The organism is Pseudoalteromonas sp. SG44-8, from assembly GCF_014164125.1.
Lineage (GTDB): Bacteria > Pseudomonadota > Gammaproteobacteria > Enterobacterales > Alteromonadaceae > Pseudoalteromonas > Pseudoalteromonas rhizosphaerae.
The window spans coordinates 1-16584 of record NZ_JACJEQ010000025.1 but is presented as its reverse complement, the minus strand read 5'-3'; the positions used below and the strand labels follow the sequence as shown (position 1 = coordinate 16584).

Here is a 16584-nt window from a genome sequence, read left to right as displayed (position 1 = left end):
ACTATCAATGAATCACATTATTGCTGACTAATTTGATATAAACGCTGTGCTTGGCTATTTGAATCTTTGCTGACGCTACGAAATTCTTCAGCATCACTGGCATTTTGCACAGAGATCTCACGAATTCGCTCTGCCAAGTTTTTCACATTTTCGGTTACCTGTGATTGCTCTTCAGTCGCTACGGCAATGCTTGATGAACGCTCTTTAATATCATTAAACGCGGTAACAATACTTTCATACTGTGCACGTGTTGTTGCTGAGCGCTCGTTCACTACTTCAGAGTATTCACGGCATTCTCCAATAACGTTAACCCCTCGACTAGCGGCTTCTTGCAATTGGCTGATCATGGTTTCAATCTCGCCAGCCGATTGCTGAGTACGATGTGCCAAAGTTCTAACTTCATCAGCCACTACCGCGAAACCACGCCCTGATTCACCTGCTCGAGCAGCTTCAATGGCGGCATTAAGCGCAAGTAGATTAGTTTGTTCTGAAATATTCATGATCACATCAAGCACCGAGCCCACTTGTTTTGAGTCTTGTGCAATCCGTGAAATGGCATCTGATGATTCCGTTAATTTATCAAATAATAACTGGATTGATTCGGCATTCTTCTCAATAACATCAAAACCAGAATTCACTAAATCAGCTGATTGCGTAGTAATATCTGCAACGCTCAAAACATCTTGTGAGGCTGATGAGGCTGCTATCGACATTTCATGAATTGCCTCAGCCAACATGTTGTTTTCTTCCATTAACTCTTGCGTACGAATTTGGCTGTTATTACTTAAGTTATCCATCGCTTCAGCGTTGTTTTTAACCGCAGCGGCTTCTGCTTGGATCTGTTCTAAAATCTTAATCAGATGATCGCCATAATCATTAATCGCTTCGCATAAGTGGCTCATTTCATCACTTCCACGCACGGCCAGTTTTGAATTCGTGCGACCTTGCACCAACATTCTAACTTGCTCTGTGGTGGTGTTAATTTGCTGCACCAGGCGATTACCAAAAATCAGTAATACTGATACAAAAGCGAGAATAAGGGCGATAAATGAACTGTATAAATAATAAGTGAGGGTGTTAACGGTTTTCTTGGCAATTGCGGCAGGAATAATAACCCCTGAGCGCCAATTTTGCTCTGCCAATGAGTAAGTTACTAAAATAGATTCGTCATTATTAACCACACCACTGGCAAATTCAGCAACAGTTGTATTGCTGTTTTGCAAGGCGCTGACCAACGGCTTTAAGCTACTGTCTTTACTGGCAACCTGAGTAAGGCTCATCATTGCTAAGTTAGTATTGCGTATCGATGGAATCGATACTAATTGCTCGGCGCTATCTAAAATAAAGTTATAGGTGCCCGTAGCATTGTTCTCTGCGATCAATGAGCTTTCGATAGATGCCAGTTCAACGTCTAAGGTGGCAACCCCCCAAAATTGGTTATCACGGATTATTTTCACGGAACAGGTAACCATCGGTACATTCGATACCGTGTCTACATAAGCTTCGGACCAAACGCACTCACCCCGATTAGCGTTAATGGCATTTTTATACCAGGTTTCTTGTTGATACGCGCTGCTGTCGGGCTGGTTATAATCATCTAAAAGTTTATATTGGCCATTACCTGTTTTCGCCCAGAAAAGAGATGCCTTTGCTGCTGAAGGCAGCATTTTATTCGGCTCAGGCCAAATACCACCACCCGCAATACCTTTGCCACTTGCAATCAAAGGAGCAATATTTTCAATAAAGGCCGCCTGCTGCAATGGCAAAGTCTCGGCTACCACGGCTAAGCTTTGCGTTAAGGTGGCACTTTTAGCTAAATCTTTTGCTAACGATTCGCCGATCACCTTTGCTTGTAATTTTGCGCTGGATATAGCGTCATTTTTAATGATTGGCGTAACAACTAGCTGCATTATTCCTGACAGAATAATTAAAGCAAACAACAGCAGCAGAAAACTCCCTAGGTACATTTTTTTTTGTATCAACATCTTCTTTTTACCTCAGTAGTAAATAATAGCCGCGCAAATTAGAGTATAGGGACTGTGCTGTATTTAGCAAAACGAGTTCCTAAAAATAGTGACCAAAAAGTATATTTAACCGCTATTTACCATTAATGAGCTGCCTAACAATAGCAAATAAATCACTTGGCAACATACCGCGCTCCCCTTCGCGTTCTGCCAAAATATCGGCTGCTTTAGCGTGCAATGTCACACCGTAACATGCGGCTTGATCAACAGCGAAACCTTGAGCAAGTAACGCACCTATGATGCCGGTAAGCACATCACCACTGCCACCAACGGCAAGCGCTGGATTACCATTTTCGCACAACCAAGTTTGCTGCCCGTTGGCGATCAGGCTACCCGCGCCTTTCAGCACACTGGTACTGGTATAACGTTTAGCTAAATCCGTAGCAGATTGAAAGCGATTTGCTTCAATCTCAGCAATTGAAACTTTCATTAGCCGTGAGGCTTCACCAGCATGCGGGGTTATTATGCAATTTTTAAGGCGATACTCTAAAGCATGCTTAGCCAACAAATTTAAGCCATCAGCATCAATAACTAATGGTAAATTATTTGCTAAGCAATATTGTATAACCTGCTCAAATGTCGTTTGCGCCCAACTATCCTGACCAAGACCTGGACCAATAATGACACAATTTGCCCATTCAAGGGCTGCGGATAAACTGTCGCAACTGACCATTAATTCAGGGCGACCACTACTGACTACTTGTACACTGCTTTGATGAGTATAAACACGCACCATTGCAGCGCCTGTACGAAGCGCTGCTTCACTTGATAAACGAATGGCCCCGCTAGTACCTTGATTCCCACCGACGCATAACAACTTGCCGTGGTTCCCTTTATGGCTATTGCGACTTCGTGCAGCAAGTGGCTTAAAACTAGTAATATTGATAAGTGTTGCGCTAGCATCCACTAACTTGGTAAATGGTTCTGCAATTCCTAGATCATTAAAAACGAGTTTTCCTGCAGCACTTCGCCCGGCACCGGTTACTAAGCCTTGTTTAATCCCCACAAAAGTAACGGTAATAGTAGCCTGGATGGCGATGCCAAGTGGCTGCCCGGTGTCGGCGTCTATGCCTGAAGGTAAATCAATTGCCACTATTGCGCCAGGTTGCGCGTTGGCATCTTCAATCATCGTTAAAAATGGCCGACGAACTTGACTATTAATTCCGGTACCTAACAAACCATCAATAATAATATCGGCATTATTGAGGCGACCTTGCGTGTAACTTTCAACTTCGCCCCCCAATGCTTGCCAACGTTGCTGAGCTGTAAGCGCATCCCCGGTGAGATGTCTACTGGTATCGGCTGCAAGTACAATGACTTCCTTACCGGCTTGCTTGGCAAGGCTTGCCACAATATAGCCATCGCCCGCATTATTACCATAACCGACCAGAATAAAGTAGCGCTGAGCATTCGGAAAATGCTCGATACACTGCGAGAATACCGCATGCCCTGCGCGCTCCATCAAAGTGAACATGCTAACGCCTGCCAAGGTCGCTGCTTTTGCTTCGTGCTCCCTCACCTGCTTTGCCAAAAATAGTTGCTGTGCTAGGCCTTGATTCTGCATATTGATCCATAATAGAAGACGGGCTGTTTACTTAGACTATTAGCCACAGCTGCTAGCGTCAAGGAATGTCGTCACCAACATTTTCAGGCTAATTTAGGAGGTATACTTAGGAAGGATGGTCTTTTCGTTTGCTTTTGTTGCTGCATTTAGCAACTTTAATAAAAAACGGCGCGCAATTTACATTGCGCGCCGTTTTTTAAAACTTACTAATTAAGTGAGTTTATTCTGCTTCCGGCAGGTTACGGCCGTAAAAGATTTCTTGCATTTCACGTGTTAATTTAGAACGAATTGCTTCTTCTTCGTCTTCAGATAGATCACTCGTAGTAACACCAAATAAATAAGTATTTAGGTCTGTTTCTTTTAGCATCATCTTAGTGTGGAACAAGTTTTCTTGATACACATTCACGTCCATCATTTGGTACGCTTCTTTGGTATCTTCGGTCATGTAGTTTTGAATTGAGTTGATCGCGTGATCGATATAGTGCTTAACACCATCTACGTCACGGGTAAAACCACGCACTCGGTAGTCAATTGTTACAACATCTGACTCTAAGCTATGAATTAGGAAGTTTAACGCTTTTAATGGCGAAATAATGCCACATGTTGATACTTCGATATCGGCACGGAAAGTACAAATACCATCATCAGGGTGAGCTTCAGGATAGGTATGAACGCAGATGTGGCTTTTATCTAAATGAGCAACAACTGTTTCAGGTAATGGTCCTGGTGCTTCATCAACTTCATAAGTTTGCTGCTGCTCAATTGGCTCTTCTGAGATCAGAATTGTTACACTAGCACCTTGAGGATCGTAATCTTGACGCGAAACATTTAAAATATTCGCACCGATAATGTCTACTACTTCACCTAAAATATCGGTTAGTCGATCAGCACTGTACTGTTCGTCGATATATTCAATATATTCTTTACGTTGTTGCTCAGTCTTTGCATAGCAAATATCGTAAATACTAAAGCTTAAACTTTTGGTTAAGTTATTAAAGCCATGAAGTTTAATTTTATCGAAGGGTTTGTTCATGATAAACCAACCTATAAACAAGTGAAATCTGCCAGAGCAGAATGAAAAGTTCGCGGATTTTATACGAATTTCACCTCAGGAAAAAGCGTTATTTTCCCTGTTCTTGTATAACTTCGTGTGTGTGGGTAATTTCTACTGTTTTATCAAGCATTAATGCTACTGAACAATACTTCTCTGCAGATAGTTGAACGGCACGCGCAAGGTGCTTTTCTGAAACGTTGTCGCCAGTCACAACAAAGTGTAAGTTAATCTTAGTGAATACTCGCGGAGCGGACTCTGCGCGTTCAGCACTCAATTGCACTTGCACATCTGAAAACTGTTGTTTAGCTTTTTTTAGAATACTGACTACATCAACCGATGAACAGCAGCCAACTGACATTAATACCATTTCCATTGGGCTTGGTGCGGCGCTATCGCTACCAGCATCAAACACAACATTGTGACCAGAATTAGAACGCCCTAAAAAAGTATCGCCTTCAACCCATTTCACATTCGCTTGCATTTTATTACTCTCAAAGAAGTTATTTCCTTGATTGTAAGGAAGTCACACGCAGTTGCAAATTAAAAACGATAATTGGAATGATCAGGCACTTTCGACAACTGCGCTATCAAAGAGGTTTTTTACCAATGCGGCAAATTCATCGATAAATGCATGTTGCTCTATTGTCACTTGATTACTGGTGACGCTGCTGAGGACTTCTTGTAAGTCGTATACAATGCCATCTACTTCACGCACGATTTGACTACGTTGTTCAGTAGAAAGCTCTGTGTGTTGCTGGCATAACAACATAACATTTTCAGCAATATCATCTTCTATTAGCTCCATAATAGTAGGAGCGCCTGGTTTTATTTCGCCGGACTTCTCAAATAATGCTAAATTTTGAGTAAGATACATGATGAGGTCATCATATCCTTGCCTATCTAAAACCATAATTATCCACACCTAATTAAAACGACTGTATTGATTTAAGCAGAAAGCGCTTTTAATTGCTACCTTTGAGCATTAACCAATACAAAAAAAGCAGCCTTGGCTGCTTTTTTAGTTATTTATTACTATTTGACCAAAATCGATTAATCGATTTTTAAGCCTGGGCTTAATGTTGCTGGCATTGCTACTTTTTCAAGTTCAACAGAGGCAACTGGGTATGCGCAATAATCAGCTGCATAGTAAGCACTTGCACGATGATTACCTGATGCACCAATACCACCAAAAGGAGCTGCACTTGAGGCACCGGTGATTGGGCGGTTCCAGTTAACAATACCAGCACGGATACGACGTAAAAAATGGTCGTAATCTGCCGCATTATCACTGAGTAAACCCGCAGACAAACCAAAGCTGGTATCGTTGGCTTTATCAATCGCACTATCAAAATCTGTAAAGCGGAATACTTTTAATAGTGGACCAAAGTGCTCTTCATCTGGGAAGTTAGCAACATCTGTGCACTCAATAATACCAGGCGTTACAAAACCTGTATTTTCAGTATGCTTAAGCTCAACCAATACTTCAGCACCAAGCTCAACGAGTTGTTGCTGTGCTTTTACCATACCAGCGGCCGCAGCTGATGAGATCATCGAGCCCATAAACGGTTGCTCTACATCATCGTAGTTGCCCACTTTGATGGCTTTAGTCGCGGTAATTAAACCGGCTAAAATTGCATCGCCTTGCTCACCTGCTGGTAAAAACAGCTTGCGTGCACAGGTACAACGTTGGCCACTTGAGATAAATGCTGATTGAATAATATCGTGAATAACGGCTTTGGTATCAGCAACATCAGTAATAATCAGTGGATTGTTACCACCCATTTCTAATGCTAAGATTTTACCTGGTTGACCGGCAAACTGCTCATGCAGAATATGACCTGTGCGTGATGAACCGGTAAAGAATAAGCCATCAATACCTTTGTGAGCAGCAAGAGCCTTACCTGTGGCTACTTCGCCTTGTACTAGGTTAATAACCCCTGCTGGTAAACCTGCTTTTTCCCATAACTTAAGCGTTAGCTCAGCAACAGCTGGAGTTAGCTCCGATGGTTTAAACACCACGGTATTGCCCGCCAAAAGTGCAGGCACAATATGGCCATTAGGTAAATGACCAGGGAAGTTATAAGGGCCAAATACCGCCACTACACCATGTGGTTTGTGGCGGATCATTGCACGACCTTGCGGCATTGGGTTTTCTACGTCGCCAGTGCGCTCTAAAAATGCTTTTTCAGAGATAGCTATTTTACCGACCATAGCACCCGCTTCAGTGCGAGTTTCCCATAACGGCTTACCCGTTTCTTGTGCTATTACAACAGCAAGCTCTTCGCTGTGCTCTTTTAGGGTTTCGGCAAAAGTTTTTACAATCGCTAAACGTTCTGCAAATGATTTATCAGCCCAGCTATAAAATGCTGCACGCGCAGAGTTAACAGCGGTGTCTACTTGCTCACTGGTGGCTGAGTTTGCTTGCCAAATAATTTCGTTATTGGCTGGGTTTACTGAATTAAATGCATCGCCTAGACCTTGCGACCATTGACCATTAATAAATTGTGCAGGATGAGTCATGTACTTTCTCCTAAATTATATACGTGTTGCGGTAACTATATCGCCAGCTTGTAAGTGCAGTGCATCGGCCATTGCCTGTGGCAAAGTCAACTCAGAGCTTGTTTCATCAAGGTTTAGTTGTGCAACGGTTGCTCTAAAATCATTGAGTTTGTCATTCGCTAGCATGATAGCCGTCTCGCCGCTGTTTTCACCGATTTTTACGGTAAAGTTTTTGGCATTACGAATAGTTGCAATATTATCTACTTTTGCTTCTACCGTTGGGCCAGCATCAAAAATGTCAACGTAGCCATTAAAGGTGAAGCCTTCTTTTTTCAGTAGTTCAATCGCAGGGCGCGTATTATTGTGCACCTTGCCGATCACGGCTTGCGCCTCTTTACTTAATAAGTTGACGTAAATTGGGTACTTTGGCATTAGTTCAGCAATAAACACTTTTTGGCCAATACCGGTTAAGTAATCAGCTGTTGGAAAATCCATCGAGAAAAAGTGTTCTTCTAACCATTGCCAAAATGGACTACTGCCGTGTTCGTTAGAAACACCGCGCATTTCTGCAATTACGGTTTCAGCAAAGCGTTCTTGGTGCTGCTTGATAAACATAAAACGTGCTTTTGAAAGCAGCTTACCGTTATTATTTTTACGGTAACCATCTTTTAAAAACAGCGTACAAAGCTCAGTTGCTCCAGTGTAATCATTACACAAGGTTAAAATATCAACCGCTTTATAAACATTCAATGTACGAGATGAATGAATAGCTTTACTTAAATGATAGTGATAAAACGCATCATCTAAACCAACCGCAGCTTCAATTGCTGAGGTACCGACTACTTCACCTGTTTCGCTATCTTCAAGAACAAACAAGTAACCTTCATCACCCGGATGAGATGCACTTTTTGCGAATGAGCTTATTGAATGAGCTATCTTCTTTTGTAATAACTCTTCGTTATTAGGTAAAGAGGTAAAACCATGTCCTGATTCGTGGGCAATTTTCAATAAAGCTGGGTAATCACATTGCTGGATTGGGCGAAGGATCATCATGAGTCCGCTTGCTCCCTTATAAATAACGGTAAATTAAGAATATTAGGGCAAGCTTGCTACTTGCCCTTATTATGATTAGAGGTGTTGATTAACCGTTCACAACGTTGGCTACGGCTTTTTCAAAGCGCGCCATCCCTTCACGGATATCCGCTTCAGGGATCACTAAAGATGGAGTAAAACGCACCACATCGGCACCCGCGACTAACGACATCACACCCTCAGCGGTTCCTGCTACTAAAAACTCTTTAGCACGACCTTTAAACTGCTCATTAACCACAGCACCAATTAATAAACCTTGACCACGAATTTCCGAGAAAACGTTGTACTTATCGTTAATTGCAGTTAGTAATTCATTAAACAATGCTGACTTTGCTTTTACGCCAGCTAATACTTCTGGTGTATTCACAGTATCAAAGGCTGCTTCACCAACAGCACATGCCAACGGATTGCCGCCATAAGTAGAACCATGAGTACCGACTTTAAGGTGCTTAGCAATCTCTGTCGTGGTGATCATTGCACCAATTGGAAAACCGCCGCCAAGTGCTTTTGCAGTAGTTAAAATATCAGGTACTACATTTAACCCTTGGTATGCATAAAGATCGCCAGTACGACCGACACCAGTTTGTACTTCATCAAAAATAAGCAATGCGTTATGTTTAGTACATAACTGGCGTACACCTTGAGCAAACTCGTCAGTAGCAGAGATAATGCCGCCTTCACCTTGTAATGGCTCCATCATTACCGCACATGTGTTATCAGAGATTAATGCTTCAAATGCGGCTAAATCGTTATAGTCACAATGTACGATATCTCCCGGCTTAGGACCAAAACCATCAGAGTAAGCAGCTTGACCGCCCACGGTTACAGTAAAGAATGTACGGCCATGGAAACCTTTATTGAAAGCGATGATTTGCGATTTTTGCTCACCAAAATTTTCAAGCGCAACACGACGCGCTAATTTTAGTGCGCCTTCATTTGCTTCTGCGCCTGAGTTGGCGAAATATACTTTTTCAGCAAATGTAGCATCTACCAATTTTTTAGCTAAACGAAGTGCTGGCTCATTAGTCATTACATTTGATAGGTGCCAGATTTTTTCGCCTTGCTCTTTTAATGCTTTAACCAATGCTGGATGACAATGACCTAGACAGTTAACAGCGATACCACCGGCAAAATCGATATATTCACGACCTTGCTGATCCCATACACGTGAGCCTTCGCCACGAACAGGAATAACGCTTGAAGGTGCGTAGTTAGGAACCATTACTTGATCAAATAATTCGCGATTGACTGTCATTTTATATCCTCTTAATTGTGATCCTACAGAAAGTTTAAAAAATAGGCTTGATGATAGACTGTTGTACCATCTCCTTTGGCGTAAATCAGCATAGCTCACATCGCCAAAAATACTCTCTGGTTCAATTTTCAGATAATCATTATTTCAGAGTTTTTCGTTATTGTCTCTTATAAAACTTTCATGTAGCCCTTGTTATTAAAGGCTTTGAGATATAATTTCAGAGATAGTGAATAACTATCTGAATAACGAATTATGGGGTTGTTTATTCTATATCGCTGCCCCACCACCCACCAGGCAGAGCTTTGCAAGATAAAATATGGGTAAGAGTAGATATTAATGATGAATGAATAGTCGTAAAAAAATTAACAAAAAATTTATGAAACTAATCAATTTTAATATGAAAGTGCTGCAAATTGGTTTTTTCAAGCTGTTCTAGTTCCTGTTTTGATAACCCAACGTAATCAAACCAGAGTGATTTTTCATCACTTTCCACCAGCTGATGTTCGCTCAAAGTAACACATTGACTATAACAACGTGCCTTTTGCATTAACATCGCTAATGGCAATAGTGAATCCCCTTTGGACACACCATTAATCAACTGCGATAACACAGCATTAAAAGGTAAATACCGAAACGCCATTTTATCAATCACCGTCGCCGTGACTTTTAGCGCATGCTGATTAAGTAAAGTACTTAAAAATAACGGATCAGGTTTTAACTCTAACAATGCGGTGTGAAGATCTTTATGTTGGTCTTCTCGGGCAAGGGTTACTTTGCGCTGCCACACTCGTTCGAATGTACGTAAATAGAGTCGAATCAAAGCTATCTTGCCAACATCGAGTAACATACCCAAAGTAAATGCATGTACTTCATTAATACCATTGAGCTTAGCCAACTCTTGCGCCGCAATCGCGCAAGCCATTGAGTTATCGCGTAGGCGACGCTTTAATAATGGAAATGGTTCGGTGCTGTGTGGCATCCAATGACGTACCGCAAAGGTTGGCACTACAAACTGTAAGTTGTCTAAACCAATATAACGCAGAGCTAAAGAGGGATTATCAACTTTTACCGAAGTATGTTTATTGCGCTGCGCGCGATAATAAGGCAAATTCACAAAAGCAACTAACTCACGTCCTAACCAAGTTAAATCTTTAACTAATGGCTCAAGGCGCCCTACCGATGCTGATTTTACCGCAAGTATGTCTAAAATCGCGGGGACATTATCTTCAATACCAATGGTTTCATGTAGTACCGTATCAATATCGGCTAACTGCTTGTTCATGGCGGTATCAATAACTTGATGTAACTGCTGGCTGGCTTGAGCGCGGTACTTATGATGCGAAGTACTGGAGAGTTTACGTATTTTTTGCGCAGCAACTTCAACCTCAAGTAAGGTGCGCTGCTTCATCGCCTCACCATAATTTATATCTAGAGTATGAATATAGCCAATTTGACGTTGCGCAAAGCTATGTCCAAGCAACAAATCATGGGCTCGTTGCTCTAATGCCTTAGCTGTCCTTTGTTGGCGTATTTCATCTGTCATTAATAGTTATCTTTTATAAATAAATTAAGGGAAGCTACTACGTTTGTTAGCATAAGCCTAGAACCGAGTTAAAAAGTTAGCAAGTAATTCAAGTCCTCGCTGCGTTAAAATTGCCTCTGGGTGAAATTGTACCCCCTCTAACGCTAAGCTATTATGAACTAAGCCCATTATTTCATCTAACTGGCCACTTTCAGTTTCGGTCCAAGCGGTGATCTGCAACTCATCAGGAATGCTATCTTGTTCAACAACCAACGAATGATAACGGCAAACTGTTAATGGATTTGGTAAGCCGGCAAATACACCTTGATTAGCATGATAAATTGGCGAGGTTTTACCATGCATCACTTGCTTTGCCCTAACAATGTTCGCACCTAGTGCTTGTGCTATTGTTTGATGACCTAAACAAATACCTAAAATTGGAAATTGACCTTTTAATTGCTCAACAAGCTCCAAAGATATACCCGCTTCATTTGGTGAACATGGGCCGGGAGATATCACGATATGCTTAGGGTTTAACTGGGCAATTTGACTAACCGAGATCTCATCATTGCGCTTTACTAGCACCTCTTGATCTAAACGTTGAAAATACTGTACCAAATTGTAGGTAAACGAGTCGTAGTTATCGATCATTAAAAGCATGTAATAAAGCACTCAAAATAGAAATTGTTTGCAGGCAACTGCCTGCGTTCATATTCTAACTTAAGCCCGCACGAGTGTCAGTGTTTTGTATTCAGGCAAAGGGAAATTACTTTAATAACGATAATACTGAGCTTGATGTTGATTTATTTTAAATCAGCCCAAGCTCTATTGTATTGGCAAAACGCCTCAGAGCATTTAATTTGACTAAAACCCATGCGTGTTTATCTATCGAGATTAATATGTAACACGCTTTAATAAGGAGCGACCTATGTTAGGCGAAGATCATTCATTAACTAAAGATTTCCCTGAATACCAAAGCACTATCACTAAGCTCAACACTGATAATGAAGAGTTCGCGGCAAGGGCAAAGCAATACAATGCAATTGATAAAGAAATCCGTGTCCTGGAGTTACAAGATGCCCCTATTGATGATGAAGCAATGCATCAATTAAAACACGATAGAATGGCATTAAAAGATTGGCTCCATCAGCAATTAGCTGATGCTGCCAACTAATAATTATATATATCTGGCGCTTATTTAAAACTAAGCGCCAGCACTGAGCCTTAACTCCCTTTCACTCATCCTATTTGCCTAAAATTACATCCATTATGGTGCAAAAGCATTGCTATTCGTTTAGCTTAGAGACAAGCTATCTTTATCTAAGTTAAATAACATTATATTTTATGTGCAAATACATACTCTCGATTGACCAAGGAACGACGAGCTCTCGCGCCATCTTATACACCAAAGATGCCGAGGTTTTTGGCACAGCCCAACAAACCTTCCCGCAGCACTTTGTGCAAAATGGTTGGGTTGAACACGATCCTGTAGATATTTGGCAAACCGTATTCGCGAGCGTTAAAAACGTATTGGCGCAGCAACGGGTAACGGCTGCCGACATTATTGCCATAGGCATTGCTAATCAACGAGAAACCACCTTAGTGTGGAGTAAAAAAACCGGGCAACCTATTTACAACGCGATTGTGTGGCAAGACCGACGCACTAGCCAGTACTGTGATAGTTTGCGCGATGCTGGGCACAGTAAAATCGTCAATGATAAAACCGGCTTATTACTCGATCCGTACTTTTCTGCCACCAAAATTCGTTGGATCTTAGATAACGTCACTGGCGCTAAAGAGCAAGCACAAGCAGGTGAGCTGGCGTTTGGTACGGTAGACACCTACTTACTATGGCAATTAACCGATGGTAAAGTACACAAAACCGATGCAACCAATGCCTCTCGCACATTACTGTTTAACATTCACCAGCAATGCTGGGATGAAGACTTACTCGCCTTATTTGATATTCCAGCCTCGATGCTACCTGAAGTAATGGACTCAGCGGCTGACTTTGGTGTTACTAGCAGCGAGTTATTTGGTGGTGAAATTCCAATTAGCGGCATAGCGGGTGATCAGCAAGCCGCTTTAATTGGCCAAGCTTGTTTTGAAGAAGGTATGGCAAAAAGCACCTACGGAACAGGCTGTTTTTTAATGCTTAACACCGGCGATAAAGCACTAAAGTCAAACAATCGCTTATTAACCACCATCGCATATAGACTTAACGGCAAACCTACGTATGCCATTGAAGGCAGTATTTTTATGGCAGGTGCCACCATGCAGTGGATTGTAGAGGGCTTGAAATTATTAGAAAGCGCGGGAGAAAGTGAAGCCCTCGTCAAAGGTGTTCCCTTAGATCATGGGGTATTTTTAGTGCCCTCTTTTACAGGTTTAGGCGCTCCCTATTGGGATGCCAATGCCCGAGGTGCTATTTTAGGGCTTACTCGAGATTCAGGTATTAGTACGATTGTCGCTGCAGCTTTGCAATCAGTGGGTTATCAAACTAAAGATTTACAAAAAGCGATGGAAGGGGATGGCTTGCGCCCCAGCATCTTGCGCGTTGACGGCGGTATGGCTAATAATAATTGGGCTATGGAGTTTTTAGCTAATATTTTAGGTGCGAGTGTTGAGCGCCCCACCTTAACCGAAACCACCTCGCTTGGCGTCGCCTATTTAGCAGGCCTGCAAAGTGGTGTTTATGAATCAACAGCGCAACTAGCAACTATGTGGCGATGTGACCGCCGCTTTGAGCCAACTATGAGTAGCTTTGAGCGTAACGATTTATATGCAAAATGGCTACATTGTATTGCGCAAGTGACGCTTGCTAATAATCCGCAGAATGACGGCTAATCGCGTTAATATAATCTGGCATTAACAACTAACTTTAAGGTTCACCCGTGCAGTTACTCGATAACGAATATGATTTACTTGTCATTGGCGGTGGCATTAATGGTGCTGGTATTGCAGCAGATGCAAGTGGTAGAGGCTTGAAAGTATTATTGTGTGAGCAAGACGATTTAGCCTCAGCCACCTCATCAAACAGCAGTAAGCTTATTCATGGCGGGCTGCGCTATTTAGAGCACTATCAATTTAGGTTAGTAAAAGAAGCATTGCTAGAGCGTGAAGTGTTATTAAAAAAAGCACCGCATATTATTTGGCCGCTCTCGTTTAGGCTTCCTCATCAGTCACATTTGCGGCCGCCATGGATGATCCGCCTAGGATTATTTATTTACGACCATCTAGGAAAACGAGACACGCTACCCGCTTCCAAGTCGATTATTTTCACAAAAGACAGTGTGCTAAATGCATCAATTACACAAGGGTTTGAATATGCTGATGGCTGGGTAGATGACGCGCGTTTAGTGATCTTAAACGCCCTTGCCGCCGAACAACACGGAGCAACCATAGCAACACGTACTCGTTGTATAAAGGCACAGCGCAATATTGAACATTGGGATGTAACTCTAGCGCAACAAACGACCCAGCAGCAACTACAAATCAAAGCCAAATGCATTGTTAATGCCGCAGGCCCTTGGGTTGCTTCATTGTTTGATAATGTATTTATTCAGCCATCACCACAGCATATTCGCTTAGTCAAAGGCAGCCATATCGTGGTGCCACGTATTCATGACGAGCCATGTGCCTATATTCTCCAAAATGAAGATCAACGTATTGTTTTTGTCATTCCCTTTGAAGATGACTATTCTCTCATTGGCACTACTGATGAAGAATATACCGGCAATATTAAAGATGTAAAAATTAGCAAACAAGAAATTAGTTACTTAATCAATATTACTAATCATTACTTTAAAACTCCGATTGAAGCGACTGATATAGTACATACATTCAGTGGCGTACGGCCATTACTCGATGACCACTCAGCAGATGCTCAAGCTGTAACCCGCGATTATAAGCTGATATTAAATAATGATGATAATCAGGCTGCTTTGTTAAGTGTGTTTGGCGGAAAAATAACTACTTATCGAAAACTGGCAGAAAATGCTGTGGACAAACTCGCGCTATTTTATCCTCATATGACTGAAGCGTGGACAAAAAGCGCGCCGTTACCAGGCGGAGATTTTAGTGAAAAAGCGACGTTAATAACGCAACTACAAGTAAAATATAATTGGTTGCCTGAGTTATTATTAAATAGGCTGGTACGCTCCTATGGCACGCTAACTAATGCACTGCTAGGTAATTGCAGTGCATTGGCTGACTTAGGTTGTCATTTTGGCCATGGTCTATACGCTCAAGAAGTCGATTACCTAATTAACAACGAGTGGGCAAAAACCAGCGATGACATATTGTGGCGTAGAACAAAGCTCGGGCTACGCTTTAGTAAAGCGCAAGTCACCGCTTTAGATAACTACTTGCGCACCTTAAATTACTAACTACACATTAAGAAGCTGCAATAAAATGCTCATTTAAGGCTGCTTTTTCAATACTAGATAAAGCTTGCTTAGCTTTAGCGGCAAAGTCGTAACGTACCAGCACTGTTTTACCGATTGCGCAGCATTTATCTTGCTGCCATGCCTCTTGGCGAAGCACAAATGAGCTGCTGCCAATATGCTCTACCGATGTTTTAATACTTACTTCATGCGAGTAAAACAACTCACCTACAAACGACACCTCAATTTTAGCAATAATAAGCTTCCAATCGTGAGGATTTAAATCGGGGGTAAAAAATTTAAAAATAGGTGCACGTGCGGCTTCAAACCAAACAGGGAGTACGGTATTGTTGATGTGTCCGAGTGCATCCGTTTCGCTAAAGCGCGGCATCACTTTTTCAGTAAACATAATAATCCAATAATAATTAAACAGGTAACTCATGACGGACTTTATCCGCGTGTATGACAACGCGCTCAGTAATGACTTTTGCGATAACTTTATCACCACCTTTTCGCAAAGCCCGCATATAAAACAAGGGATGACATCAGGCGGCATAGATCTTAATAAAAAAGATAGCCACGACTTACACTTAAACAATCATCCTGAATACGCTGAGCAATTAAAACATATTCAACAAACTACTGCACAATATGTTTTTAACTACATTGAAGAACATATTTTTATAATGATTGGGGCGTTTGGTTTAAAAGTGTACCACCCCCAAACAGGACAACCTGTTGATTTAACGCAAGCTAATTTTGACGAGGTAGGTAAACCGCAATTACCTTTATTGGTACAGCAAATTTTTCGACTCGGTAATATCCAAGCGCAAAAATACGAAGTTAACAAAGGCGGCTACCCGTATTGGCATAGTGAAGTGTACCCACAGTTACACCATAACGAAGCACTGCATCGAGTATTGTTATTTATGTTTTATTTAAACGATGTTGAAGAAGGCGGTGAAACCGAGTTTTATTATCAAAATCGTAAGATAGCTCCGAAAAAAGGCACTATGGTGATTGCCCCAGGCTACTTTACTCATACTCATCGCGGTAATAAGCCAGTATCGAATGATAAATATATTTTAACGTCGTGGGTGCTATTTAACCGCGCAGAGCAAATATACGGGCAGCCACAGGCCTAAGCGGTAAGCGGTAAGCGGTAAGCGGTAAGCGGTAAGCGGTAAGC

At 41.8% G+C, this 16584-nt stretch carries 15 protein-coding genes; 4 read left to right on the top strand and 11 right to left on the bottom strand.

Annotated features, from left to right (window positions below; genetic code table 11):
- Nucleotides 1–17: 17 nt before the first annotated feature.
- The 10 genes from H5163_RS16330 to H5163_RS16285 form a co-directional block, all read right to left on the bottom strand.
- A complete protein-coding gene (locus tag H5163_RS16330; protein WP_182735546.1) occupies nucleotides 18–1985 on the bottom strand; it encodes a methyl-accepting chemotaxis protein in 1968 nt (655 codons plus the stop codon).
- Between the two features lie 112 nt (nucleotides 1986–2097).
- Entirely contained in the window at nucleotides 2098–3588 is a 1491-nt protein-coding gene (locus tag H5163_RS16325; RefSeq protein WP_182735545.1) for an NAD(P)H-hydrate dehydratase, read from the bottom strand.
- A gap of 220 nt (nucleotides 3589–3808) precedes the next feature.
- On the bottom strand, nucleotides 3809–4621 hold the full coding sequence (gene speD / locus H5163_RS16320) for an adenosylmethionine decarboxylase (RefSeq protein WP_145238045.1): 813 nt from the start codon (nucleotides 4619–4621) through the stop codon (nucleotides 3809–3811).
- A gap of 88 nt (nucleotides 4622–4709) precedes the next feature.
- A complete protein-coding gene (locus tag H5163_RS16315) occupies nucleotides 4710–5123 on the bottom strand; it encodes an OsmC family protein (protein WP_145238042.1) in 414 nt (137 codons plus the stop codon).
- A gap of 81 nt (nucleotides 5124–5204) precedes the next feature.
- Nucleotides 5205–5552, bottom strand: coding sequence for a DUF3802 family protein (locus H5163_RS16310; protein ID WP_149980484.1), 348 nt, complete (start codon nucleotides 5550–5552; stop codon nucleotides 5205–5207).
- A 140-nt stretch (nucleotides 5553–5692) separates the two neighbouring features.
- Nucleotides 5693–7162 (bottom strand): succinylglutamate-semialdehyde dehydrogenase, encoded by a 1470-nt coding sequence (gene astD, locus H5163_RS16305; RefSeq protein WP_145238036.1) that lies wholly within the window; start codon nucleotides 7160–7162, stop codon nucleotides 5693–5695.
- 15 nt (nucleotides 7163–7177) lie between these two features.
- On the bottom strand, nucleotides 7178–8194 hold the full coding sequence (gene astA / locus H5163_RS16300; protein ID WP_145238033.1) for an arginine N-succinyltransferase: 1017 nt from the start codon (nucleotides 8192–8194) through the stop codon (nucleotides 7178–7180).
- Between the two features lie 88 nt (nucleotides 8195–8282).
- Complete coding sequence (locus H5163_RS16295) at nucleotides 8283–9488, bottom strand: aspartate aminotransferase family protein (protein WP_149980483.1); 1206 nt, start codon at nucleotides 9486–9488, stop codon at nucleotides 8283–8285.
- Between the two features lie 382 nt (nucleotides 9489–9870).
- Nucleotides 9871–11031 (bottom strand): HDOD domain-containing protein, encoded by a 1161-nt coding sequence (locus H5163_RS16290; RefSeq protein WP_145238027.1) that lies wholly within the window; start codon nucleotides 11029–11031, stop codon nucleotides 9871–9873.
- Nucleotides 11032–11088: 57 nt separating this feature from the next.
- The gene (locus H5163_RS16285) at nucleotides 11089–11670 is read right to left on the bottom strand and encodes an aminodeoxychorismate/anthranilate synthase component II (protein ID WP_145238024.1); all 582 of its coding nucleotides are present in this window, start codon (nucleotides 11668–11670) and stop codon (nucleotides 11089–11091) included.
- 268 nt (nucleotides 11671–11938) lie between these two features.
- Between H5163_RS16285 and H5163_RS16280 the strand changes: the two genes are divergently transcribed.
- From H5163_RS16280 to glpD, 3 genes are all read left to right on the top strand, one after another.
- Complete coding sequence (locus H5163_RS16280) at nucleotides 11939–12184, top strand: YdcH family protein (protein WP_145238021.1); 246 nt, start codon at nucleotides 11939–11941, stop codon at nucleotides 12182–12184.
- A 170-nt stretch (nucleotides 12185–12354) separates the two neighbouring features.
- Entirely contained in the window at nucleotides 12355–13857 is a 1503-nt protein-coding gene (glpK, locus tag H5163_RS16275; protein WP_182735544.1) for a glycerol kinase GlpK, read from the top strand.
- A 47-nt stretch (nucleotides 13858–13904) separates the two neighbouring features.
- The gene (gene glpD / locus H5163_RS16270) at nucleotides 13905–15398 is read left to right on the top strand and encodes a glycerol-3-phosphate dehydrogenase (RefSeq protein WP_182735543.1); all 1494 of its coding nucleotides are present in this window, start codon (nucleotides 13905–13907) and stop codon (nucleotides 15396–15398) included.
- A gap of 7 nt (nucleotides 15399–15405) precedes the next feature.
- Here the strand turns inward: glpD and H5163_RS16265 are convergent, their stop codons facing one another.
- Nucleotides 15406–15804, bottom strand: a complete 399-nt coding sequence (locus H5163_RS16265) for a thioesterase family protein (protein ID WP_182718911.1) — start codon at nucleotides 15802–15804, stop codon at nucleotides 15406–15408.
- 31 nt (nucleotides 15805–15835) lie between these two features.
- Between H5163_RS16265 and H5163_RS16260 the strand changes: the two genes are divergently transcribed.
- Entirely contained in the window at nucleotides 15836–16540 is a 705-nt protein-coding gene (locus H5163_RS16260; RefSeq protein WP_145238009.1) for a 2OG-Fe(II) oxygenase, read from the top strand.
- Nucleotides 16541–16584: the final 44 nt, after the last annotated feature.